Origin of the sequence: Pseudorhodoferax sp. Leaf267, assembly GCF_001422405.1 — a bacterium.
Classification (GTDB): domain Bacteria; phylum Pseudomonadota; class Gammaproteobacteria; order Burkholderiales; family Burkholderiaceae_C; genus Pseudorhodoferax.
The window spans coordinates 250,825-269,342 of sequence record NZ_LMMV01000024.1 but is presented as its reverse complement, the minus strand read 5'-3'; the positions used below and the strand labels follow the sequence as shown (position 1 = coordinate 269,342).

The 18,518-nt window shown below is 71.1% G+C and carries 19 protein-coding genes; 8 read left to right on the top strand and 11 right to left on the bottom strand.

Annotated features, from left to right (window positions below; translation table 11 throughout):
• The first annotated feature begins 95 nt into the window (after window positions 1–95).
• The 4 genes from ASF43_RS24830 (at window position 96) to ASF43_RS24815 (ending at window position 3,727) form a co-directional block, all read left to right on the top strand.
• Window positions 96–1,133 (top strand): L-idonate 5-dehydrogenase, encoded by a 1,038-nt coding sequence (locus ASF43_RS24830; protein WP_056187269.1) that lies wholly within the window; start codon window positions 96–98, stop codon window positions 1,131–1,133.
• A gap of 16 nt (window positions 1,134–1,149) precedes the next feature.
• Window positions 1,150–2,157, top strand: a complete 1,008-nt coding sequence (locus ASF43_RS24825; RefSeq protein WP_082498151.1) for a DctP family TRAP transporter solute-binding subunit — start codon at window positions 1,150–1,152, stop codon at window positions 2,155–2,157.
• 157 nt (window positions 2,158–2,314) lie between these two features.
• Complete coding sequence (locus tag ASF43_RS24820; protein WP_235578357.1) at window positions 2,315–2,572, top strand: hypothetical protein; 258 nt, start codon at window positions 2,315–2,317, stop codon at window positions 2,570–2,572.
• 114 nt (window positions 2,573–2,686) lie between these two features.
• The gene (locus ASF43_RS24815; protein ID WP_056187262.1) at window positions 2,687–3,727 is read left to right on the top strand and encodes an NADP-dependent oxidoreductase; all 1,041 of its coding nucleotides are present in this window, start codon (window positions 2,687–2,689) and stop codon (window positions 3,725–3,727) included.
• A gap of 11 nt (window positions 3,728–3,738) precedes the next feature.
• On the opposite strand, the gene ASF43_RS24810 is transcribed toward ASF43_RS24815, so the two are convergent.
• From ASF43_RS24810 to ptsP, 3 genes are all read right to left on the bottom strand, one after another.
• A complete protein-coding gene (locus ASF43_RS24810) occupies window positions 3,739–4,452 on the bottom strand; it encodes a GntR family transcriptional regulator (RefSeq protein WP_056187260.1) in 714 nt (237 codons plus the stop codon).
• 116 nt (window positions 4,453–4,568) lie between these two features.
• Window positions 4,569–6,236, bottom strand: a complete 1,668-nt coding sequence (gene nagE, locus ASF43_RS24805) for an N-acetylglucosamine-specific PTS transporter subunit IIBC (RefSeq protein ID WP_056187257.1) — start codon at window positions 6,234–6,236, stop codon at window positions 4,569–4,571.
• Between the two features lie 50 nt (window positions 6,237–6,286).
• Window positions 6,287–8,851, bottom strand: a complete 2,565-nt coding sequence (ptsP, locus tag ASF43_RS24800; RefSeq protein ID WP_056187254.1) for a phosphoenolpyruvate--protein phosphotransferase — start codon at window positions 8,849–8,851, stop codon at window positions 6,287–6,289.
• Between the two features lie 244 nt (window positions 8,852–9,095).
• On the opposite strand from ptsP, the gene nagA reads away from it, so the two are divergent.
• The 3 genes from nagA to trxC are packed head-to-tail and all read left to right on the top strand — an operon-like array spanning window position 9,096 to window position 11,709.
• On the top strand, window positions 9,096–10,208 hold the full coding sequence (nagA, locus tag ASF43_RS24795) for an N-acetylglucosamine-6-phosphate deacetylase (protein WP_056187251.1): 1,113 nt from the start codon (window positions 9,096–9,098) through the stop codon (window positions 10,206–10,208).
• On the top strand, window positions 10,201–11,214 hold the full coding sequence (locus tag ASF43_RS24790) for an SIS domain-containing protein (protein ID WP_056187250.1): 1,014 nt from the start codon (window positions 10,201–10,203) through the stop codon (window positions 11,212–11,214). Before nagA ends, ASF43_RS24790 begins: the two co-directional genes overlap by 8 nt.
• A gap of 48 nt (window positions 11,215–11,262) precedes the next feature.
• On the top strand, window positions 11,263–11,709 hold the full coding sequence (trxC, locus tag ASF43_RS24785) for a thioredoxin TrxC (RefSeq protein ID WP_056187247.1): 447 nt from the start codon (window positions 11,263–11,265) through the stop codon (window positions 11,707–11,709).
• Here trxC and ASF43_RS24780 read toward each other — a convergent pair whose 3' ends face one another.
• Entirely contained in the window at window positions 11,710–12,372 is a 663-nt protein-coding gene (locus ASF43_RS24780; protein ID WP_056187244.1) for an ion channel, read from the bottom strand.
• A 139-nt stretch (window positions 12,373–12,511) separates the two neighbouring features.
• Between ASF43_RS24780 and ASF43_RS24775 the strand changes: the two genes are divergently transcribed.
• A complete protein-coding gene (locus ASF43_RS24775; protein WP_056187241.1) occupies window positions 12,512–13,189 on the top strand; it encodes a hypothetical protein in 678 nt (225 codons plus the stop codon).
• 6 nt (window positions 13,190–13,195) lie between these two features.
• On the opposite strand, the gene ASF43_RS24770 is transcribed toward ASF43_RS24775, so the two are convergent.
• The 7 genes from ASF43_RS24770 to ASF43_RS24740 form a co-directional block, all read right to left on the bottom strand.
• Window positions 13,196–13,702, bottom strand: coding sequence for an NAD(P)-binding protein (locus ASF43_RS24770; RefSeq protein WP_056187239.1), 507 nt, complete (start codon window positions 13,700–13,702; stop codon window positions 13,196–13,198).
• A 42-nt stretch (window positions 13,703–13,744) separates the two neighbouring features.
• On the bottom strand, window positions 13,745–13,948 hold the full coding sequence (locus tag ASF43_RS24765; protein WP_056187236.1) for a hypothetical protein: 204 nt from the start codon (window positions 13,946–13,948) through the stop codon (window positions 13,745–13,747).
• 54 nt (window positions 13,949–14,002) lie between these two features.
• On the bottom strand, window positions 14,003–14,839 hold the full coding sequence (gene kynA, locus ASF43_RS24760) for a tryptophan 2,3-dioxygenase (protein WP_056187235.1): 837 nt from the start codon (window positions 14,837–14,839) through the stop codon (window positions 14,003–14,005).
• Window positions 14,839–16,191, bottom strand: a complete 1,353-nt coding sequence (kynU, locus tag ASF43_RS24755; RefSeq protein ID WP_056187233.1) for a kynureninase — start codon at window positions 16,189–16,191, stop codon at window positions 14,839–14,841. The genes kynA and kynU overlap by 1 nt, the downstream gene beginning before the upstream one ends.
• Before the next feature lie 22 nt (window positions 16,192–16,213).
• Window positions 16,214–16,852, bottom strand: coding sequence for an arylformamidase (gene kynB / locus ASF43_RS24750; RefSeq protein WP_056187231.1), 639 nt, complete (start codon window positions 16,850–16,852; stop codon window positions 16,214–16,216).
• 71 nt (window positions 16,853–16,923) lie between these two features.
• On the bottom strand, window positions 16,924–17,241 hold the full coding sequence (locus ASF43_RS24745; protein ID WP_056187489.1) for a YkgJ family cysteine cluster protein: 318 nt from the start codon (window positions 17,239–17,241) through the stop codon (window positions 16,924–16,926).
• A gap of 5 nt (window positions 17,242–17,246) precedes the next feature.
• Window positions 17,247–18,470, bottom strand: coding sequence for an MFS transporter (locus tag ASF43_RS24740; protein ID WP_056187229.1), 1,224 nt, complete (start codon window positions 18,468–18,470; stop codon window positions 17,247–17,249).
• Window positions 18,471–18,518 lie beyond the last annotated feature (48 nt).

Sequence of the window (18,518 nt, the reverse complement as noted above, 5' to 3'; positions counted from 1 at the left end):
GCGGGTGCGCTGGCATGGCCTGCTCCGCGGCCTTCGGAACCTCTGCGACGCAGTGAACCGCTGAGCCCTACCACCCACACTTTGCGAGACACACCATGGAAGCCCTGGTCATCCACGCCCCTAACGACCTGCGCGTCGAGGACGTCCCCACCCCCGCCGTCGAAGCCGGCCAGGTCCGCGTGCGCGTGCGCGCGGGCGGCATCTGCGGCTCGGACCTGCACTATTTCCAGCATGGCGGCTTCGGCACCATCCGCATCCAGCAGCCCATGGTGCTGGGCCACGAGGCGGCCGGCGCCATCGAGGAACTGGGCGCCGGCGTGACCACCCTGCCCGTGGGCACGCGCGTGGCCATCAACCCCAGCCAGCCCTGCAGCGCCTGCCGCTTCTGCCTGATGGGCCTGCAGAACCACTGCCTGGACATGCGCTACTACGGCAGCGCCATGCGCATGCCGCATGTGCAGGGCGCGTTCCGGCGCGAGATCGTGATCCACCAGAGCCAGGCCTTCCCGCTGGCCGATGGCGTGAGCGATGCCGAAGGCGCGATGGCCGAGCCGCTGGCCGTGGCGCTGCATGCCGTGAACCGTGCCGGGCCGCTGCTGGGCCGCACGGTGCTGGTGACGGGCTGCGGGCCCATCGGCGCCATGGTCGTGATCGCCGCGCGCCGGGCCGGCGCCACGCGCATCGTCGTCACCGACGTGGTCGCCAACACCTTGCGCAAGGCGCTGCAGATCGGCGCCGATGAAGCCATCAATGTGGCCGAGCAGCCCGAGGCGCTCGCGAAGTACGCGGTGGACAAGGGCCAGTTCGACGTGCTGTTCGAGTCCAGCGGCAACGCCGCGGCGCTGCGCGCGGCCTTCGACGTGGTGCGCCCGCGTGGCGTGATCGTGCAGCTGGGCCTGTCGGGCGCGGAACTCACGCTGCCCTTCAACGTGGTCGTGGCCAAGGAGTTCGACCTGCGCGGCACCTTCCGCTTCCACGAGGAATTCGGCGTGGCCGTGCAGCTCATCAACCAGCGGCTGGTGGACTTGAAGCCCCTGGTCTCGGCCACGCTGTCGTTCCGCGACGCGGGCCGCGCCTTCGCGCTGGCGGCCGACCGCACGCAGTCCATGAAAGTGGTCCTGAGTTTCGACTGATATCCAAGGAGACACCATGCACCGCACCACCCGACGCCTGTTCACCGCCGCCCTCGCAACCCTGGCGCTCGCCGCCAGCGCACAGGACGTCAAGCGCGCCCGCCTGGGCCATTCCTTTGCCGACAGCCACCCGCGCGCCATCGCCATGAAGCAGTTCGCCGCCGACGTGGGCAAGGCCACGGGCGGCAAGCTGCAGATCGACGTCTACGGCAGCGCCCAGCTCGGCGCCGAGGACAAGATGCTGATCGCCACGCAGAGCGGCACGCAGGACCTGTACCTGGGTGCGCTGGCGCCACTGTCCGCGCGCCGCAAGGAACTGCAGGTCTTCGACTTCCCCTTCATCTTCGCAAGCGACGCCGAAGCCGCCTACGTGCTCGACGGCCCGGTGGGCCGCAAGATGCTGGACGGCCTGGCCGAGATGAACATGCAGGGCCTGGTGTGGGCCGGCGGCGCCTTCCGCAACATGTCCAACAGCAAGCGCCCCCTGACCAGCATGGCCGAGATGAAGGGCCTGAAGGTGCGCGTGATGCAAAGCCCCATGGCGCTGGCCAGCTTCAACGCCATGGGCATGAACGCCGTGCCCATGGCCTTCAGCGAGGTCTATCCCGCGCTGGAGATCAAGGCGCTGGACGGCTACGAGCACCCGGTGGTCGACATGTTCGCCAACAAGATGTTCGAGGTGCAGAAGTACCTGACCATCACCAACCACGTCTACACGCCCGTGGCGCTGGTCGCCAGCAAGCGCTGGTGGAGCAGCCTCACGCCGGACCAGCAGCAGGCCGTGCAAAAGGTGGCCGAGAGCACGCGCACGCTGCAGCGCAGCCTGGAGCTCAAGGACGCAGCGGCCGTCGTGGGTGAGCTCAAGGCCAAGGGCATGGCGGTGAACGAGATGCCACCCGCCGAGCTCGACAAGATCCGCGCGGCCGTGCAGCCCGTGATCGACAAGAACACCGAGACCATCGGGGCGGACTTTGCGAAGTCGTTCTACGAGGAGCTGGCGAAGGCCAGGGCGGCGAAGCGCTGAAGCATGCCCGCTCCAGGGAAGAAGAGGTGCGCACGATCCTGCGCCATGCGCTGACGCACGCGCCTTCCCAAGCGGGGCTGGGGAGCCGGTCACGGCCAGGATCGTCCTGGACACCAACGTGGTGTCGGAACTCATGCGAACCGGGCCGGAGCCGAACGTGCTGGCCTGGCTGGACGCGCAGCCAGCCGAAGCGTTGTGGCTGACCAGCGTGAACGTGGCCGAGCTTCTGTTCGGCCTGACGCGCCTGCCGGATGGTGCACGCGAACGCGGCCTGCTGGCCAGTTTTGCCAGCATGCTGGAGGTTGATTTCGGTGGCCGCGTCCTGGATTTCGATCTGCGCGCCGCCTGGAGCATGTCGCCACACTGGCCACGCGCCATGTGCGGCACCTTTCCGACGTCGGACTGGAACTGGTGAACCCCTGGACCCGCCAGGTGTAGATGGCCGCGCGGCTGTCACCTGCGTGCCGCCCCACAGGGCCGGAACGGCTAGCATGGTCGCCCGAATCAGAAGACCAGGAGACCACCACACATGAGCACCCTCACCAACCACCAAGTCCGCCTGGCCCAGCGCCCCGACACCACCGCCACGCGCGAGCACTGGAACTTCACCACCGAGCCGGTCGGCGAGCCTGACGAAGGCGGCGTGCTCGTCAAGACGCTGTCGCTCTCACTCGACCCGGCCATGCGCGGCTGGCTCAACGATGCCAAAAGCTACATCCCGCCCGTGGCCATCGGCGAGGTGATGCGCGCGGGCGGCATCGGCCGCGTGGTCGCATCCAGGAACCCGGCCTTTGCGGTCGGGGACGCGGTGTACGGCACGCTCGGCGTGCAGGAGTACGCGATGGTCGTGCCCGACCAGATCCGGCACACCGGCCTGGCCAAGGTGGACCTGCGGCTGGGCACGGTCGGCCAGTGGCTCAACGTGCTGGGCATGCCGGGCATGACGGGCTACTTCGGCCTGCTGGACATCGGCCAGCCGCAGCCGGGAGAGACCGTGGTGGTCTCGGCCGCGGCCGGCGCGGTCGGCCAGACGGTGGGCCAGCTGGCGAGGATCAAGGGCTGCCGCACGGTCGGCATCGCCGGTGGCCAGGCCAAGTGCGACTGGGTCGTGAACGAACTCGGCTTCGACGCGTGCATCGACTACAAGGCCGGGCCCGGTGCCGTGCGCGAGGGCCTGAAGCAGCACTGCCCCAGGGGCGTGGACATCTACTTCGACAACGTGGGCGGCGAGATCCTGGACCAGGTGCTGGCCAAGCTGGCACGCAAGGCCCGCGTGATCATCTGTGGCGCCATCAGCCAGTACAACAATGCCAACAGCATGCCCGGCGCCGGCCCGCGCAACTACCTGAGCCTCTTGGTCAACCGCGCGCGCATGGAGGGCATGGTGGTGTTCGACTACGCCGACCGCTACCCCGTGGCCATCGCCGAGCTGGCCGGCTACCTGAAGGACGGCCGCATGAAGAGCAAGGAAGACACGGTGGTCGGGCTGGAGACCTTCCCCGAGTCACTGAACAAGCTGTTCGCGGGCGGGAACTTCGGCAAGCTGGTGCTGCAGGTGGCCAGCGAATGACCCGTAGCTGATCAGCGCCGCAGCTCGGCCACGAAGTCGTAGTAGTCGCTCAGGCACCAGGTGTTGGTGATCTCGACGCAGCGGCCGTCCTCGGCATAAGCGGCGCGCGTGATGAACAGCAGGGCATGCCCCTCGGCCACGGCCAGCAGGCCGGCCTGGTAGGCCGTGGCGTTGCTGGCGCGGATGTGCTGCAGCGCGCGCACCGGCAGCTGCTGGCGGTCGGCCAGGTACTGGTAGAGCGACTCGTGCACGGCCTGCGGGTCGGGCAGCACACCGACCGGCAGCGCGCTGGTCTCCAGCGCCATGGGCGTCTGGTCGGCCAGGCGCACGCGCTCCAGGCGCGCCACGCGCGCACCGGGCGACAGGCCGAACGCCACCATCTCGTCGGGCTGGGCCACGCCCAGGCTGCGCTTGATCCAGCGCGAGCTGGGCGCAAAGCCGCGCTGCAGCAGTTCCTCGGTGAAGCTGGTGAGCCGGGTCAGCGGCTGCTCCAGCAGCGGTGCCACGTAGTTGCCCGAGCCCTGGCGGCGCAGGATCAGCCCGTCGCCGGCCAGCGCATCGATGGCCTTGCGCGTGGTCACGCGCGAAATGCCGAGCTGCTCGGCCAGGGCACGCTCGGACGGCAGTGCGTCCTCGGTGCCGAAGCGGCCTTCGCGGATCAGCCGCGCCAGCCCATTGCGCACCTGCAGGTAGAGCGGCGTCGCAGCCTGGGGATCGAGCGCCATGTCCTCTGCAAGGGAACTGGCTGGCGGGCGATCGGGGGCTGCGGCTTTTTTCATCGGGTGGCGGTGGGCTCTCGTGCAGGCGGGGCCGCAACGCTACCACGGCCCCGGCCGGAGTGTCAGGCGGCCACGTGCATGGCCTCGCGGATTTCGCTGGCGACCTGGTCGGCAATCGGCCCCAGCACCACCTGCACGGAGCCCGGCGCAGGGCAGATCACGCCGCGCGCGCCCAGGGCGCGCAGCGCGGCCTCGCGCACCAGCGCGTTGTCCACCACCTCCAGCCGCAGCCGCGTGGTGCAGGCATCCACACGCTTGAGATTGCGCGCACCGCCCAGCGCAGCGATGAAGCCCTGGGCGCGCGGGGTGTGCCCGTCCAGCGGCATCGGCTCGGACGACGACGGCAGCAGCGCGGCGCGCAGGCCGTCGGCCACGTCCTGCGCCTCTGCGCCCAGCACGACTTGCAACATGCCCACCTCGGGCGGGCGCACGATGCCCTTGGCGCCCAGCGCCTTGAGCCGCGGCCCGTCGACGCAGCCGGTGTCGCGCAGGCTCAGCCGCAGCCGCGACGTGCAGGCGGCCACGCCCAGCAGGTTGTCCGCGCCACCGAGCGCCGCCAGCCAGTCCTGCGCGCGCGCCTGGGCCGGCGTGCGGGCCGCGGCCTTGCCTGCCGGCGCTGCATCTTCGCGGCCCATGGTCTTCAGGTCGAAGCGGCGGATGAAGTACGTGAACAGCCCGTAGTACAGCGCCGAGTACGCCAGCCCGACCGGCACGATCAGCCACGAGCGCGTGGAGATGCCAAAGGACAGCACATAGTCGAGCGCGCCGCCCGAGAACGTGAAGCCGGCCTTCACGCCCAGCGCGTGCAGCAGCGCCATCGACAGCCCGGTCAGCACCGCATGCAGGCCGAACAGCACCGGCGCCAGGAACATGAAGGCGAACTCGATGGGCTCGGTCACGCCGGTGAAGAACGAGGTCAACCCCATCGACAGCAGCACGCCGCCGACCAGGCTCCTGTTCTCGGGCCTGGCCGTGCGGTAGATGGCCAAGCAGGCAGCCGGCAGGCCGAACATCATGACCGGGAAGAAGCCGGCCATGAAGGCGCCGGCGGCCGGGTCGCCCGCGAAGAAGCGCTTCAGGTCGCCGTGCACGACCAGGTTGGCCGCGGTGGTGTAGTCGCCGAAGACGAACCAGACCAGGTTGTTCAGGATGTGGTGCAGGCCGGTGATGAGCAGCAGCCGGTTCAGCAGACCGTACAGGAACACGCCGATCGAGCCCGAGCCGATCAGCCAGTGGCCCACCGCGTCGATGCCGTGCTGGATCGGGGGCCAGGCATGGCCGAACAGCAGCGCCAGCGCCAGGCCCGCCAGCCCGGTGGCGATGGGCACGAATCGCTTGCCGCCGAAAAAGGCCAGCCATTCGGGCAGCGCGATGGCGCGGTAGCGGTTGTAGAGCAGGCCGGCCACCACGCCCATGATGAGCCCGGACAGCACGCCCATGTTGATGGCCGGGTCGATGGTCTTCATGGCCGCCGTCAGCACGAAGTAGCCGACCGCGCCGGCCAGCCCGGCCACGCCGTGGCTGTCCTTGGCGAAGCCCACCGCCACGCCCACGGCGAACAGCAGCGCGAGGTTGGAGAACACCGCGTCGCCGGCCTGCGCCATGAACGGGATGTCCAGCAGGTCCGGCTGGCCCAGGCGCAGCAGCAGCCCGGCAATGGGCAGGACGGCGATGGGCAGCATGAGCGTGCGGCCCAGTTGCTGCAGGGCGGCGAAGTGGTTCAGCGACATGGTGGGCTCCGGGCTGTGGCGTGAGGGTGAGGGAACAGTGCGGTGCGGTTTCAAGGCTCCAGCCAGGGCCAGCTGATGCGCACCAGGGCGCGGATCTCGTAGGCGGCATCGAGCTGCAGTGCGCGCGCCGCGACCGTGCGGCACAGCGCGGCATCGAGGCGGCGCACCACGGCCTTGATCTCCGGCAGCACCGCCGGGCTGGCCGACAGCTCGGTGATGCCGAAACCCACCAGCAGCGGCACGGCCAGCCGGTCGGAGGCCAGCGCGCCGCACACGCCGACCCAGCGGCCATGGCGGGCCGCGCCGGCCACGGTCTGCGCGATCAGCCGCAGCACGGCCGGGTGCAGGCCGTCCAGCCGTGCGGCCAGCGCCGGGTTGCCACGGTCCATGCACAGCGTGTACTGGGTCAGGTCGTTGGTGCCGATCGAGAAGAAGTCGGCCTCTTCGGCCAGCTGGTCGGCCAGCACGGCGGCGGCCGGCGTCTCGATCATCACGCCCAGCGGCACGCGGGTGGCAATGCCGGCGCGTGCGGCCAGGCCGTCCAGCAGCGCGCGGGCCTGGCGGATCTCCTGCGCGTCCACCACCATGGGCAGCATGATGCGCACGGCGCTCGATGGCTGCACCGCCAGGATGGCGCTGAACTGGTCGGACAGCAGCGGCTCGCGCGCCAGCGACAGGCGCACGCCGCGCAGCCCCAGCGCCGGGTTTTCCTCGGCCGGCATGGCGATGTAGGGCAGCGACTTGTCGGCGCCCACGTCCAGCGTGCGCACGATCACCGTCCTGCCCTGCATGGCATCGACCACGGCCTGGTAGTCGGCGCGCTGCTCAGCCACGCTGGGCGCGTCGGCACGCTCCAGGAACAGCAGCTCGGTGCGCAGCAGGCCCACGGCCTCGGCGCCCAGGGCCACGGCCTGCGCCGCATCGGCCGCGTTCGCCACATTGGCCGCCACCTCGATGCGCACACCGTCCAGCGTCACGGCCGGGCCCTCGGCCTGGGCCAGGGCCTGCGTGCGCAGGCTGGCGCGCCGCGCGACTTCGCACTGCGCGAGGGCCACCTGCTCGACGTCGGGGCACAGCCCCAGCCGGCCGTGCTCGGCATCGACGATGACGAGCTGGCCGTCGACCAGCTGCGACAGCCCGGGCCCCAGGGCGACCAGCATCGGGATGCCCTGCGCGCGCGCCAGGATGGCCACGTGTGAGGTGGGTCCGCCGCGGGCGGTCACGATGGCGGCCACCTTGGCGCGCTCCAGCGCGGTGAAGTCCGACGGCGCCAGGTCGTCGGCCAGCACGACCGCGCCGGGCGGCAGGACCGACGTGGCGGCGCCATCGCCAGCCAGCTTGCGCAGCACCTGCCGCTCGATGTCCTGCAGGTCGCTTGCGCGTTCGACCAGCAGCGCAGAACCGCTGGCCTGCAGGGCCGCGGCCCGGGCCTGCAGCGTGGCGCGCCAGGCAAAGGCCGCGCTGCTGCCGGCCTCGATCGCGGCCAGTGCCTGCTCCAGCAGGTCCGGGTCTTCGGCCAGCACCTGGTGCGCCGCGAAGATCTCGGCCCGGTCCACCAGGCCGCGGGCCCTGGCGTCGGCGACCGCAGTCTCGATGTCGCAGGTGACGGCGTACAGGGCGGCCTTGAGCGCGCGGCGCTCCAGCACCACGCCCTCGCCCGCCTCGCAGATGTCGCCCAGCCCGTGCGCGAAGTGGGCCACCGGCCCCAACGCGAGCCCGGGCGAGGCCACCACGCCAGCGAGCTGGCCGCCGGTCACCACCGGTGGCGCAGCCACGGGGCCAGCCGGCGTGGGCGCGGGCGTGGGCGCTGGCGTCCCGTGTGGCTGCGCAGGCGCGGCATGGCTGGCCTGCGATGGCGTCTCCAGCGCGGCGATCACGGCCTCCAGCGCATCGCCCGCGTCCGCCCCCTGCGCATGGATGAGCACCTCTTCGCCTTCACCGATGGACAGGCCCATCAGCCCCGTCGCGCTGCGCGCGTTGCACTGGCGCCCGCGCGAGAGGATGGCCACGCGCGCCGCGAACGGCTTGAGCGCCTTGGCCACCGTCGCACTCGGGCGCGCATGCAGGCCGCCCGCATGGCGCACGGTGGCCCAGCCGTCGGCCACCTCCTCGTCCGCCGCTGTCGCCGCGGCGGCCTGCGCGCTACCGGGCGCCGCGGCCAGTTCCAGCAAGGCATCGCCGGCCGCCACCTGGCGCGCGACGCTGCGCCAGGCGATGGCGTGCACGTCGCTGTTCTCCACCGCCAGCACGGTGAGCGCGGTCTTGCCGTGGCGCCGGATCGCGGCCGGGTCGAACTCGATGAGCGGCTGGCCAGCAGCGACCTCGTAGCCCGGCTGGACGTGGGCGACGAAGCCTTCGCCCTGCATCAGCACCGTGTCCAGCCCGATGTGCAGCAACACGCGGGCACCGCCGTCGGCCTCGATCACGCAGGCATGGCGTGACGCATGGACCTGCACGACGCGGCCCGGGCACGGCGCGCGCAGCACGCGCTCGCTGGGCTCGATGGCCACGCCGTCGCCCATCATGCCGGCCGCGAACACGGGATCGGGCACGGTCTCCAACGGGACGACGGCCCCACCGATGAAGGCATTCAGATGCAGGTTGGGTGCGTTCATGCGCGGTCTCCATGACAAGGGGGTGGCGGGGCAGCGGCGAACGGTGCGACGGCCCCGGCATCGCAGTAATGCCACTATAGCACCACTTTACGCCGATTCAAGTCCAGCGACCAACGGCATTGCCGGGATGACAGACGGCACTCACACGCAATTGCGCTCAAACATCGCGCAAATCGACAATCAGGCATCTTGCAGGTGGTCTATATTGGTACTACACTGGCATTAAAACTTTCGGACGAATTTCATGAACCACCGCCTGGACGGTTGCATCCTGACTCCCACGGGCTGGGTGCGCGGCACGTTGACGTTCGGCCAGCACATCGTGGCGATCGACGGCGATGCCGTGCATGCGCCGCGCGACGGCGACGCGCTGGTGCTGCCGGGCTTTATCGACCTGCATGTGCACGGCGGCGGCGGTGCCGACGTGATGGACGGCCACGGCGCCATCGACACCGTGGCCCGCACCCATGCGCGCTACGGCACGACCAGCCTGTTGGCCACCACGATGACCGCGCCGCCCGCAGACCTGGAACATGCGCTGCGCGACGTAGGCCGGGCCATGGCCGAGCGCCCCGCGGGTGCAGCCCGCGTGCTGGGCGTGCACCTGGAGGGGCCATTCATCAACCCCGGCAAGCTGGGCGCGCAGCCGGCCTGCGCGCGTGACGGCTCGTTCGCCGAGTTGGCCACGCTGCACGCGCTGGCGCGCATTCGCGTGCTGACGCTGGCGCCTGAAGTGGCCGGCCACCTGGACTTCATCCGCCAATTGAAGATCGCCGGCATCCTGCCGCAGATCGGCCATTCCAGCGGCAGCTACGAGGACGGCGTGGCCGCGCTGGACGCCGGCGCAGGCGGCTTCACGCATCTGTTCAACGCCATGAGCGAGCTGCACCACCGCAAGCCCGGCATGGTGGGCGCGGCCCTGGCCCATGCCGAATACGCCGAGCTGATCCCCGACCTGCTGCACGTGCACCCCGGCGCCATCCGCGCCGCGCGGCGTGCCATCCCCAAGCTGTACGGCGTGACCGACTCGACGGCCGGCGCCGGCATGCCGGACGGCGAGTACCACCTGGGCTCGCACACGGTGACCAAATGCCTGGGCGGCGTGCGCCTGCCCGATGGGACCCTGGCCGGAAGCGTGCTGACCATGGACCAGGCCTTTCGCAATCTGGCGTCCATCGGCATCCCGCTGCACGACGTGGCGCGCCACCTGTCCACGAATGCCGCCGACTATCTCGGCGAACACCAGCGCGGCCGCCTGCAGCCCGGCGCGCACGCCGACATCGTGGTGATGTCCCCGGCGCTGCAACTGACCCATACCGTGGTCGAAGGAGAAACCATTGAACTCGTTGATGCTTGAGGAATCGCGCTCCGCGCCGGCCTGCGTGGCCCGCCAGCTGACCCAGGACACGGCCCGCTACACCGCGCTGGGCCAGCACCTGCGCAGCGCGCCGCCGGACGGTGGCACGCTGACCGTGGCACGCGGCAGCTCGGACCACGCGGCCAGCTACCTGGCCTACCTGCTGATGGCGCGCTACGGCCGGCTCGTGACCTCGCTGCCGATGTCGCTGGTGACGCTGTACGGCGCGCCGCTGCGGCACCGGCACACGCTGGTGGTGGGCATCTCGCAGTCCGGCCGCAGCCCCGACCTGGTGGAGCCGTTCAAAGCCTTCCGCCAGGGCGGCGGCACCACGGTGGCATTGGTCAACGCGGCCGACTCGCCGCTGGCCGAGGCCGCCGAATGGGCGCTGCCGCTGCACGCCGGCCCCGAACTCAGCGTGGCGGCCACCAAGAGCTTCATCTGCGCGCTGAGCGCCGCGGCGCGGCTGGCCGCGCACTGGCACGAGGACCAGAACCTGCTGGACACGCTGCACGCGCTGCCGCCGGTGCTGGAGCAGGCCGCCGCGCTGGACTGGTCGGCCGGCATCGAGGCGCTGGCGGGTGCCGAGCGCATGATGGTGATCGGCCGCGGCACGGGCCTGGCCGTCGCGCAGGAGGCAGCGCTCAAGCTCAAGGAAACCTGCGCGATCCAGGCCGAGGTGTTCAGCAGCGCCGAGGTGCAGCACGGCCCCATGGCGCTGGTCGATGCCGGCTACCCGATGCTGGTGTTCGCCCCGCCCGGCCCGGCCCAGGCCGGCCTGCTGGAACTGGCACGGCAGATGCGCGCGCGTGGCGCGCAGGTGCTGCTGGCCGCGCCGCCCGACGTGGCCGAGCGCCAGCTCACGCTGGCCACGAGCGGCCTGCACGAGCTGGACCCGATCACGGCGATCCAGAGCTTCTACGGGCTGGCCGAGGCCGTGTCGCGCGCGCGCGGGCGCAACCCGGACCGCCCGCCGCACCTGCGCAAGGTCACCAGCACCTTGTGAACAAGGGCCGGCGCTTGAAATCGGCCGCGCCGCCCCGCAATTGGCGGCATGACTACGCCGCTGCACATCGTCTGCCCGCACTGCCACACCACCAACCGCGTCGCCATGGCCGACATGGCCCGCGCGCCGGACTGCGGCAAGTGCCACCAGCCGCTTTTCACGGGCCGTTCCGTGGCGCTGGACGCGGCCAGCTTCGAGCGCCACTCCACGCGCAACGAGATCCCGGTGCTGGTCGATTTCTGGGCGCCCTGGTGCGGCCCGTGCCGGCAGATGGCGCCGGGCTTCGAGCAGGCCGCCGCGCAGCTGGAGCCGCACGTGCGCCTGGCCAAGCTGGACACCGAGGCCCACCCCGCGCTGGGCGCGCGCTTCAACATCCGCAGCATCCCCACGCTGGCCCTGTTCCGCGGCGGCCGCGAGATTGCACGCCAGGCCGGCGCCATGGGGCCGGCCGACATCGTGCGCTGGACGCGCGCGCAGCTGGCCCAGGTCGGCTGATCAGCGCCGCTGCAGCGTCAGCCCGATCAGCCGCGACACCACGGCCGCCAGGTACATCACGCCGGCGAACATCTCGATGCTGGAAAGCGCACGCGCCACCGGCCGCACGGGGATCACGTCGCCGATGCCGGTGCTGGACAGCAGCGCAAAGCTCAGGAACAGCAGCTCGGTCCAGGTGCGCGGCGCCTGCGGGTCGACGGCCGCCAGGAAGCTGCCCGGTTGCAGCGCCTGCAGCACCACGAACAGGTGCGCGAAGGCCCAGGCCAGCAGCGTGAAGGTGGCGCCGGCAGCGAACAGCTCGTCGGTGGTGGCGCGCAGGTCGCCCAGCATGTAGGCGATGAGGCTGCCCGCCGCGTAGAAATAGAACAGCGACTCCAGTGCCGCCGACCAGGGCAGCAGCGCCGGCATGTCGAGGAAGGCCTGCAGCATCAGCAGGCCGATGGCCGGCAGCGCGATGCACACGCTGAGCCAGGTCAGCCCCGGCGTGCTGCGCACCATGTGCGTGGTCATCACCAGCACCACGATGCCGAAGGCGCCGAAGGCCAGCGGGCCGGCGCGACTGCCTTCGAGCAAGGGGTACAGCAGCATGCCGGCCAGCTGCACGACCAGCAGGATGGCTGAAGGGTGGCGCCGCGTGAGCGCAACGAGGTGGAGGTAACGCATCGGCCGCATTCTCCACACGGCGCGCGGTGCTCACTTGAGAACCTTCGCACTGCGTGCTGCGGTGCTGAGCACCTTGGGGCGGCCCGGCGGTGCTTGACGCTGCGCGTATGCTGGCCATTTGCCATCCACGAGACCGCCCATGCAACGTCGCTCCTTCACCGCTTCTGCCTCCGCCATCGCAGCCTGCGCGGCGGGCCTGCCTGCCGCCCAGGCCGCCCAGGCGCAGGACGCGCGCGAGCACCGCGCCACGCTCGCCGACATCCAGCGCTGGGTCGCCGGGCGCCACAAGCGGGTGCTGACCTTCCTCGGCTATTCCGGCGCCGAGTACCAGGACCACGCCGCCATGCTGGCCCAGGCTGCGGCCGTGCTCGCTGAGAACGACCCCGCGCGCACGCTCGTGAACATCGGCGCGACGCCCGACGGCATCGGCAGCGTGTACGCGCTGGCCCGGCAGCTCGGCTTCGAAACCATGGGCATCGTGTCGACCAAGGCGCTGGAGGGCGGCGGCCACTGGTCGCCGGCCGTCGACCATGTGTTCCTGGTGCAGGACAGCACCTGGGGCGGCGCGGACGCCAACGGCACGCTCGGCCCGACCTCGGCCGCCATGGTCGCAGTCAGCGACGAGATGGTGGCCATCGGCGGCGGCGCGATCGCGCGCGACGAGGCGCTGGCAGGGCGCCGCGCGGGCAAGCGCATGCGGTTCTTCCCGGCCGATGCGAACCACGGACTTGCACGTCAGAAGGCCTTGCGCGCCGGGCAGCCCGTGCCCACCACGTTCGCCAGCGCGCTGGGGACGGTGGCGCTGTCGGCGCCCTGACCTGGCTCAGACGCTGGCGCGCTCCACCAGGCGCGGCAGGTTGGCCATGGCGGCGGCGGCCATGTCCTTGAAGCGCGCGATCACGGTCTTGCGCCGCACGTGGACCTGCGTGCGCGCACCGGACAGCAGCGATTCGAAGCCGCCGGCGCCCAGCGCGTTGCACAGCGGGTGGTAGCGCACACGGCCGCTGGGCAGCAGGCGCTGCTGCATCACGCGGTCGAAGTAGCCGCTGACCTCGGCGCCCGAGGCCAGCTCGTACAGGCCCCGGTTCAGGCCGATCGTGTCCTTGTGCCCGCTGCCCAGCGCCAGCGAGTTCACGCCGTAGAAGGCCGAGGGCTGGTGCAGCGTGACGAAGGAGTAGGCGTCGTTCCAGTGGCCGCCAGGCTTGCCGTGGCGGTCGACGATGGTGATGTGCGCGTCGGCGGTCTCGGCCAGCAGCGCGTCGGCAAAGGCCAGGCCGGCGGCGCCCGCGCCGATGACGAGGTAGTCGGTCTCGATGGGAGGCTGTTGCATGTTCTTGTCTCCTTCTTGTGCCGCTTGTCTGCGGGCGTGGTGTCAGTGCGGCCCGGACACCTCCAGCCGCTTGATCTGGATGGCATTGCCGGTCCACACGCCGCCAGGCGGCAGCGCGCGGATGGCCGCCTTCTGCTGGGGGCTCAGGGCCGGCTCGTCGTGGATGTAGCTGGCATTCACGCGGAACACGCGCACGCCCTTGTCGTCAGGGTCGGGCAGCAGCAGGCTGATCTCGTAGGTGGTCATCTGGCGATTTTGATCCGCGCGGCCTCCCGTTGCCGCCCTTCCAAACCCGCAGGCCTACAGCGCCGTGCGCACCGACCAGATCTCCGGGAACAGCACCACGTCCAGCATCTTGCGCAGATAGCTCACGCCGCCCGTGCCGCCGGTGCCACGCTTGAAGCCGATCACGCGCTCCACCGTGGTCACGTGGCGAAAGCGCCAGAGCCTGAACGCGTCCTCGATGTCGGTGAGCTTCTCGCCGAGCTGGTACAGGTCCCAGTGGGTGTGCGGGTCGCGGTAGACCTCGGCCCACGCGGCCTCGACCTCGGGGCTGGCAGCGTAGGGCTGGCTCCAGTCGCGCTCCAGATGGCCGGCCGGGATGGCCAGGCCCTGGCGCGCCAGCAGGCGCAGGGCTTCGTCGTACAGCGACGGCGAACGGTAGGCGGCCTCGACCTCGGCCAACAGGTCGGGCCGGTGCGCATGCGGCTTGAGCATGGCGGCGTTCTTGTTGCCCAGCGCGAACTCGATGCACCGGTACTGCGCGCTCTGGAAACCGCTGGAGCTGGCCAGGTAGGGCCGCATCGCGCTGTACTCGGGCGGCGTCATGGTGGACAGCACCGTCCATGCGCTCACCAGCTGCTCCATGATGCGCGAGACCCGGGCCAGCATCTTGAAGCCGTCGGCGCGCCGGTCCTCGGCCACCGCACGGATGGCGGCGCGCAGCTCGTGCAGCATGAGCTTCATCCACAGTTCGCTGGTCTGGTGCTGCACGATGAACAGCATCTCGTCGTGCGCGGGCGACAGCGGGTGCTGGGCGTTGAGGATCTCGTCCAGGTGCAGGTAGTCGCCGTAGCTCATGGACTGGCTGAAGTCCAGCTGGGCTTTTTCGTCCTGAACGATCTTTTCCGTCGTCATCACGTCACCGCGTTCTTCTGGTTGAACTCGGGCTGGCGCCATTCTTCGGTGGCGAGCACCTCGCGCAGGTGTTCGACGGCGTGCCACACGTCCTCGAAGCCCAGGTACAGCGGCGTGAAACCGAAGCGCAGGATGTCCGGCATCTGGCTGTCGCCGGCGCGGTAGTCGCCGATCACGCCCCGCGCGATCAGGGCTTGCACGATGGCGTAGGCGCCCGACTCGCCGCCGCCGTGCCGCCCCAAGGCGGCGACGGCCCCCTCGGGGCGCGGCGACCCGCGAAGCGGCGGAGCGTGGGGGTCATGTCGGCTGAGACAGACCTGCGAGCCGCGTTGCGCGTGGTCGCGCGGCGTGACGAGGCGCAGGCCCTCGCAGCGCTCCTGCACGAGCGCGATGAACAGGTCCGTCAGCGCCAGCGATTTCTTGCGCAGTGCCTGCATGCCGCCCAGCGGCTCGGCCGCCAGCACCGTGTCCAGCCCGCATTCGAGGCCCGTCAGCGACAGGATGGGCTGCGTGCCGCACAGGTAGCGCGTGACGCCCGGGGCGGGCCGGTAGTCCGGCGTGAATGCGAACGGCGCGGCATGGCCCCACCAGCCCGACAGCGGCTGCCAGAAGCGCTCCGCATGGCGCGGGCGCACCCACACGAAGGCCGGTGCGCCGGGGCCGCCGTTCAAGTACTTGTAGCCGCAGCCCACGGCGAAGTCGGCACCGTCGGCGTTGAGCTGCACGGGCACGGCGCCCGCGCTGTGCGCCAGGTCCCACACGGCCAGCGTGCCAGCCGCATGCGCCTGGGCGCTGAGGGCCGCCATGTCGTGCATGGCGCCGGTGCGGTAGTTCACGTGCGTGAGCATGAGCACGGCCACCTGGCCGGACTGCAGCAGCGCGGGGATCTCGCCTGGCGTGTCGACCAGGTGCAGCGTGAGGCCGCGCTCGCGGCACAGGCCTTCGGCGATGTACAGGTCGGTCGGGAAGTTGCTGCGTTCGCTCACCAGCAGGCGGCGCGCGGGCGCGTCCTCGGCCGCGATCTTGAGCGCGGCGCTGAGCACCTTGAACAGGTTGATCGAGGTGGAATCGGTGCACACCAGCTCGCCGGGCTGCGCACCGACCAGGCGCGCAAGCTTGTCGCCCAGGCGCTGCGGCAGGTCGAACCATCCGGCCGAGTTCCAGGCGCGGATGAGTTGCGTGCCCCACTCCTCGGTGACGGCCTTGGCGATGCGGGCCGGCGCGGCGGCGGGCATCACGCCGAGCGAATTGCCGTCCAGGTAGATCACGCCCTCGGGGATCGTGAACAGGTCGCGCAATGCGCGCAGCGGGTCCGCGGCGTCGAGGCGGCGGCAGTCGTCCAGCGTGGTCATGGAACAGGTCTCCAACAAGGAATCAAAGTGCGCGCAACACGGCGCGCACGGGGGATGCATCGGCCGTGATGAGCTTGAGCGGCAGCGCGATCAGCTCGTAGTCACCCTCGGGCACGTCGTCGAGCACCAGGTTCTCGAGCACGCGCATGTCGTGGCGGCGGATGGCCTGATGGCTTTCCAGGGTCTTGCTGTCGGCCGGGTCGATGCTGGCCGTGTCGATGCCGATCAGCCGCACGCCGAGCGCGGCCAGGCGCTCGACCGTCTCGGGCGCGTAGGCGGCGAGCAGCGGGTCCCAGCGGTCCACGGGTGCGCGTTCATAGGTGCGCACGAGCACCCGTGGCGGCAGCGTGGCGTCGATGGCGTGGGCGATGTGCTCCCACGCCACCAGCGGGCCGCGCGCGATGGCGTGGATCACGCGGCAGCGGCCCAGGAAGGGCGCGAGCTCGGTGTGGCCGATGCTGGCGCCGTCGGGCGCGTAGTGCAGTGGCGCGTCGGCATGCGCGCCCACGTGCGGCGACAGCGTGAGTTCGCTGACGTTGACGGGGCAGCCGGGGCCGATGGTGGCGGCCCATTTCTGCTGGTACGGCGTGTCGCCCGGGAACACCGGCGCGCCCACGTAGACGGGCGGGGAGATGTCCCACAGGCGTGGCGAGGAAGTCATGCCGCGAAGTTAGCGCCGCGCAGCGGGTCGTGGTGTCGGTTAAATCCGACAGCTGGGCCAAAACCGACTGTTCAGTGCAGCCCGCCTTCCAGTGTCGGCAGGCCCAGCCGCGCCCGTGCGCGCCCACAGGCATCGCTGCCGGCCTCGAATTCGCGGCACGGCGAGCAGCGCCATTCGTAGATGCCGCAGGCCACCTGCTCGCCGAGCCTGCCCGTGAGCGCCGCGCAACGCGGCGGCGCATGGTCCGTGCCGCGCATGCGGGCCAGTTGGCCGTTCACCTCGACCGCCAGGCCGTCGGGCACGCTGCCGCCCTGGCTCAGCAGTTCGTGCACCGAGAAGTCGACGCGGAAGCTGGCGCAGCAGGCGCCGCAGGACTGGCACGGCGACATGCTGCTCACGCGCGCGCCGCCGCCGCGTCGCGCCGCTGGAGCGCCCGCGCGAAGAACTGCCCCAGGACCAGCATCGCGCAGCCGGCACCGGCCACCACCGCCGTCGAGCCCCAGCGCCCGATCAGGCTGGCGGCCAGCACCACGCCGATGGACTGGCCGATGAACAGCGAGACCGAGAACATGGCCACGCCCATGCCGCGCGCCTCGGGCGCCATCTGCGTGGCGTTGGTCTGCAACGTGTTCTGGAACATGAACAGGCCGAAGCCGGCCACCAGACTGGCCACTGGCGCCAGCGCCCCCACCGGCGTGAACGCCAGCCCGCAGGCGCCGATGGCCAGGGCGGCGGCGCCCGTGCGCACCAGGCCGCGCTCGCCCAGCCAGGGGATCAACCGGCGCGCGGTCAGCATGTACAGCACCCCGCCCACGCCGGCCAGGGCCGCGCTGGCGCCTGACGCGGCCAGAGACAGGCCCAGCGTGGCATGCAGGTGCGAGGCCCAGATCGCCATGGCGCCGAAGGCCAACGCGCCGTTCAGCACCGACACCGTGAGCACGGCCCGCACATGCGGGCGCCGCAGGATCATGCGCAGCTGCGTGCCGAAGCTGTGGCGCGGGCCCGCATCGCCCGTCAGGCCGGCCATGTGGTGCGGGCGCACGCGCTGCTGCTGCCAGTCGCGCCACTGCAGCGTGCCGACGATGCCGAACAGCGCGGTCAGGAACCAGAAGGCCCAGCGCCAGCCGAACCAGTCGGTGAACACGCCGCCCAGCAGTTGCCCGCTGACCAGGCCCAGCGTGGAGCCCAGGCCCAGCAACGCCAGCGTCTCCTGCCGCCGCTCATAGCTGACCGCGTCGCCGACCCAGGCCAGGCCCATGGGGATCATGGCGGCCGCCGCCAGCGCCACGAGGACGCGGCCCAGCACCAGCGTGGCCAGGTCCGGCGCGAGTGCCGAGACGATGCTGCCGACGCTGCAGGCCAGCGTGCACAACGCGATCAGGCGGAACTTGCCGACGCGGTCGCCGAGCGGGCCGTAGACCAGCAGCGCCGCGCCATAGGCGATGGCGAAGAACGAGACCACCTGCGCGGCCTGCGCGAGCGAGACCGAGAACTCCAGTGCCAGCGCCGGCAGCATGGCGTCGCAGATGCGCTGCACCGACATGCTGGAGAAGTTGGACAGCGACAGCAGCAGGATGGAGCGGCGCAGCGCGGGCGTGAGAGCGGGGGAATCGGGCATGGGGGTAGGCGGGCGCGCGGCGGTGCGCGGGCGATTCTAGGAGGCGGG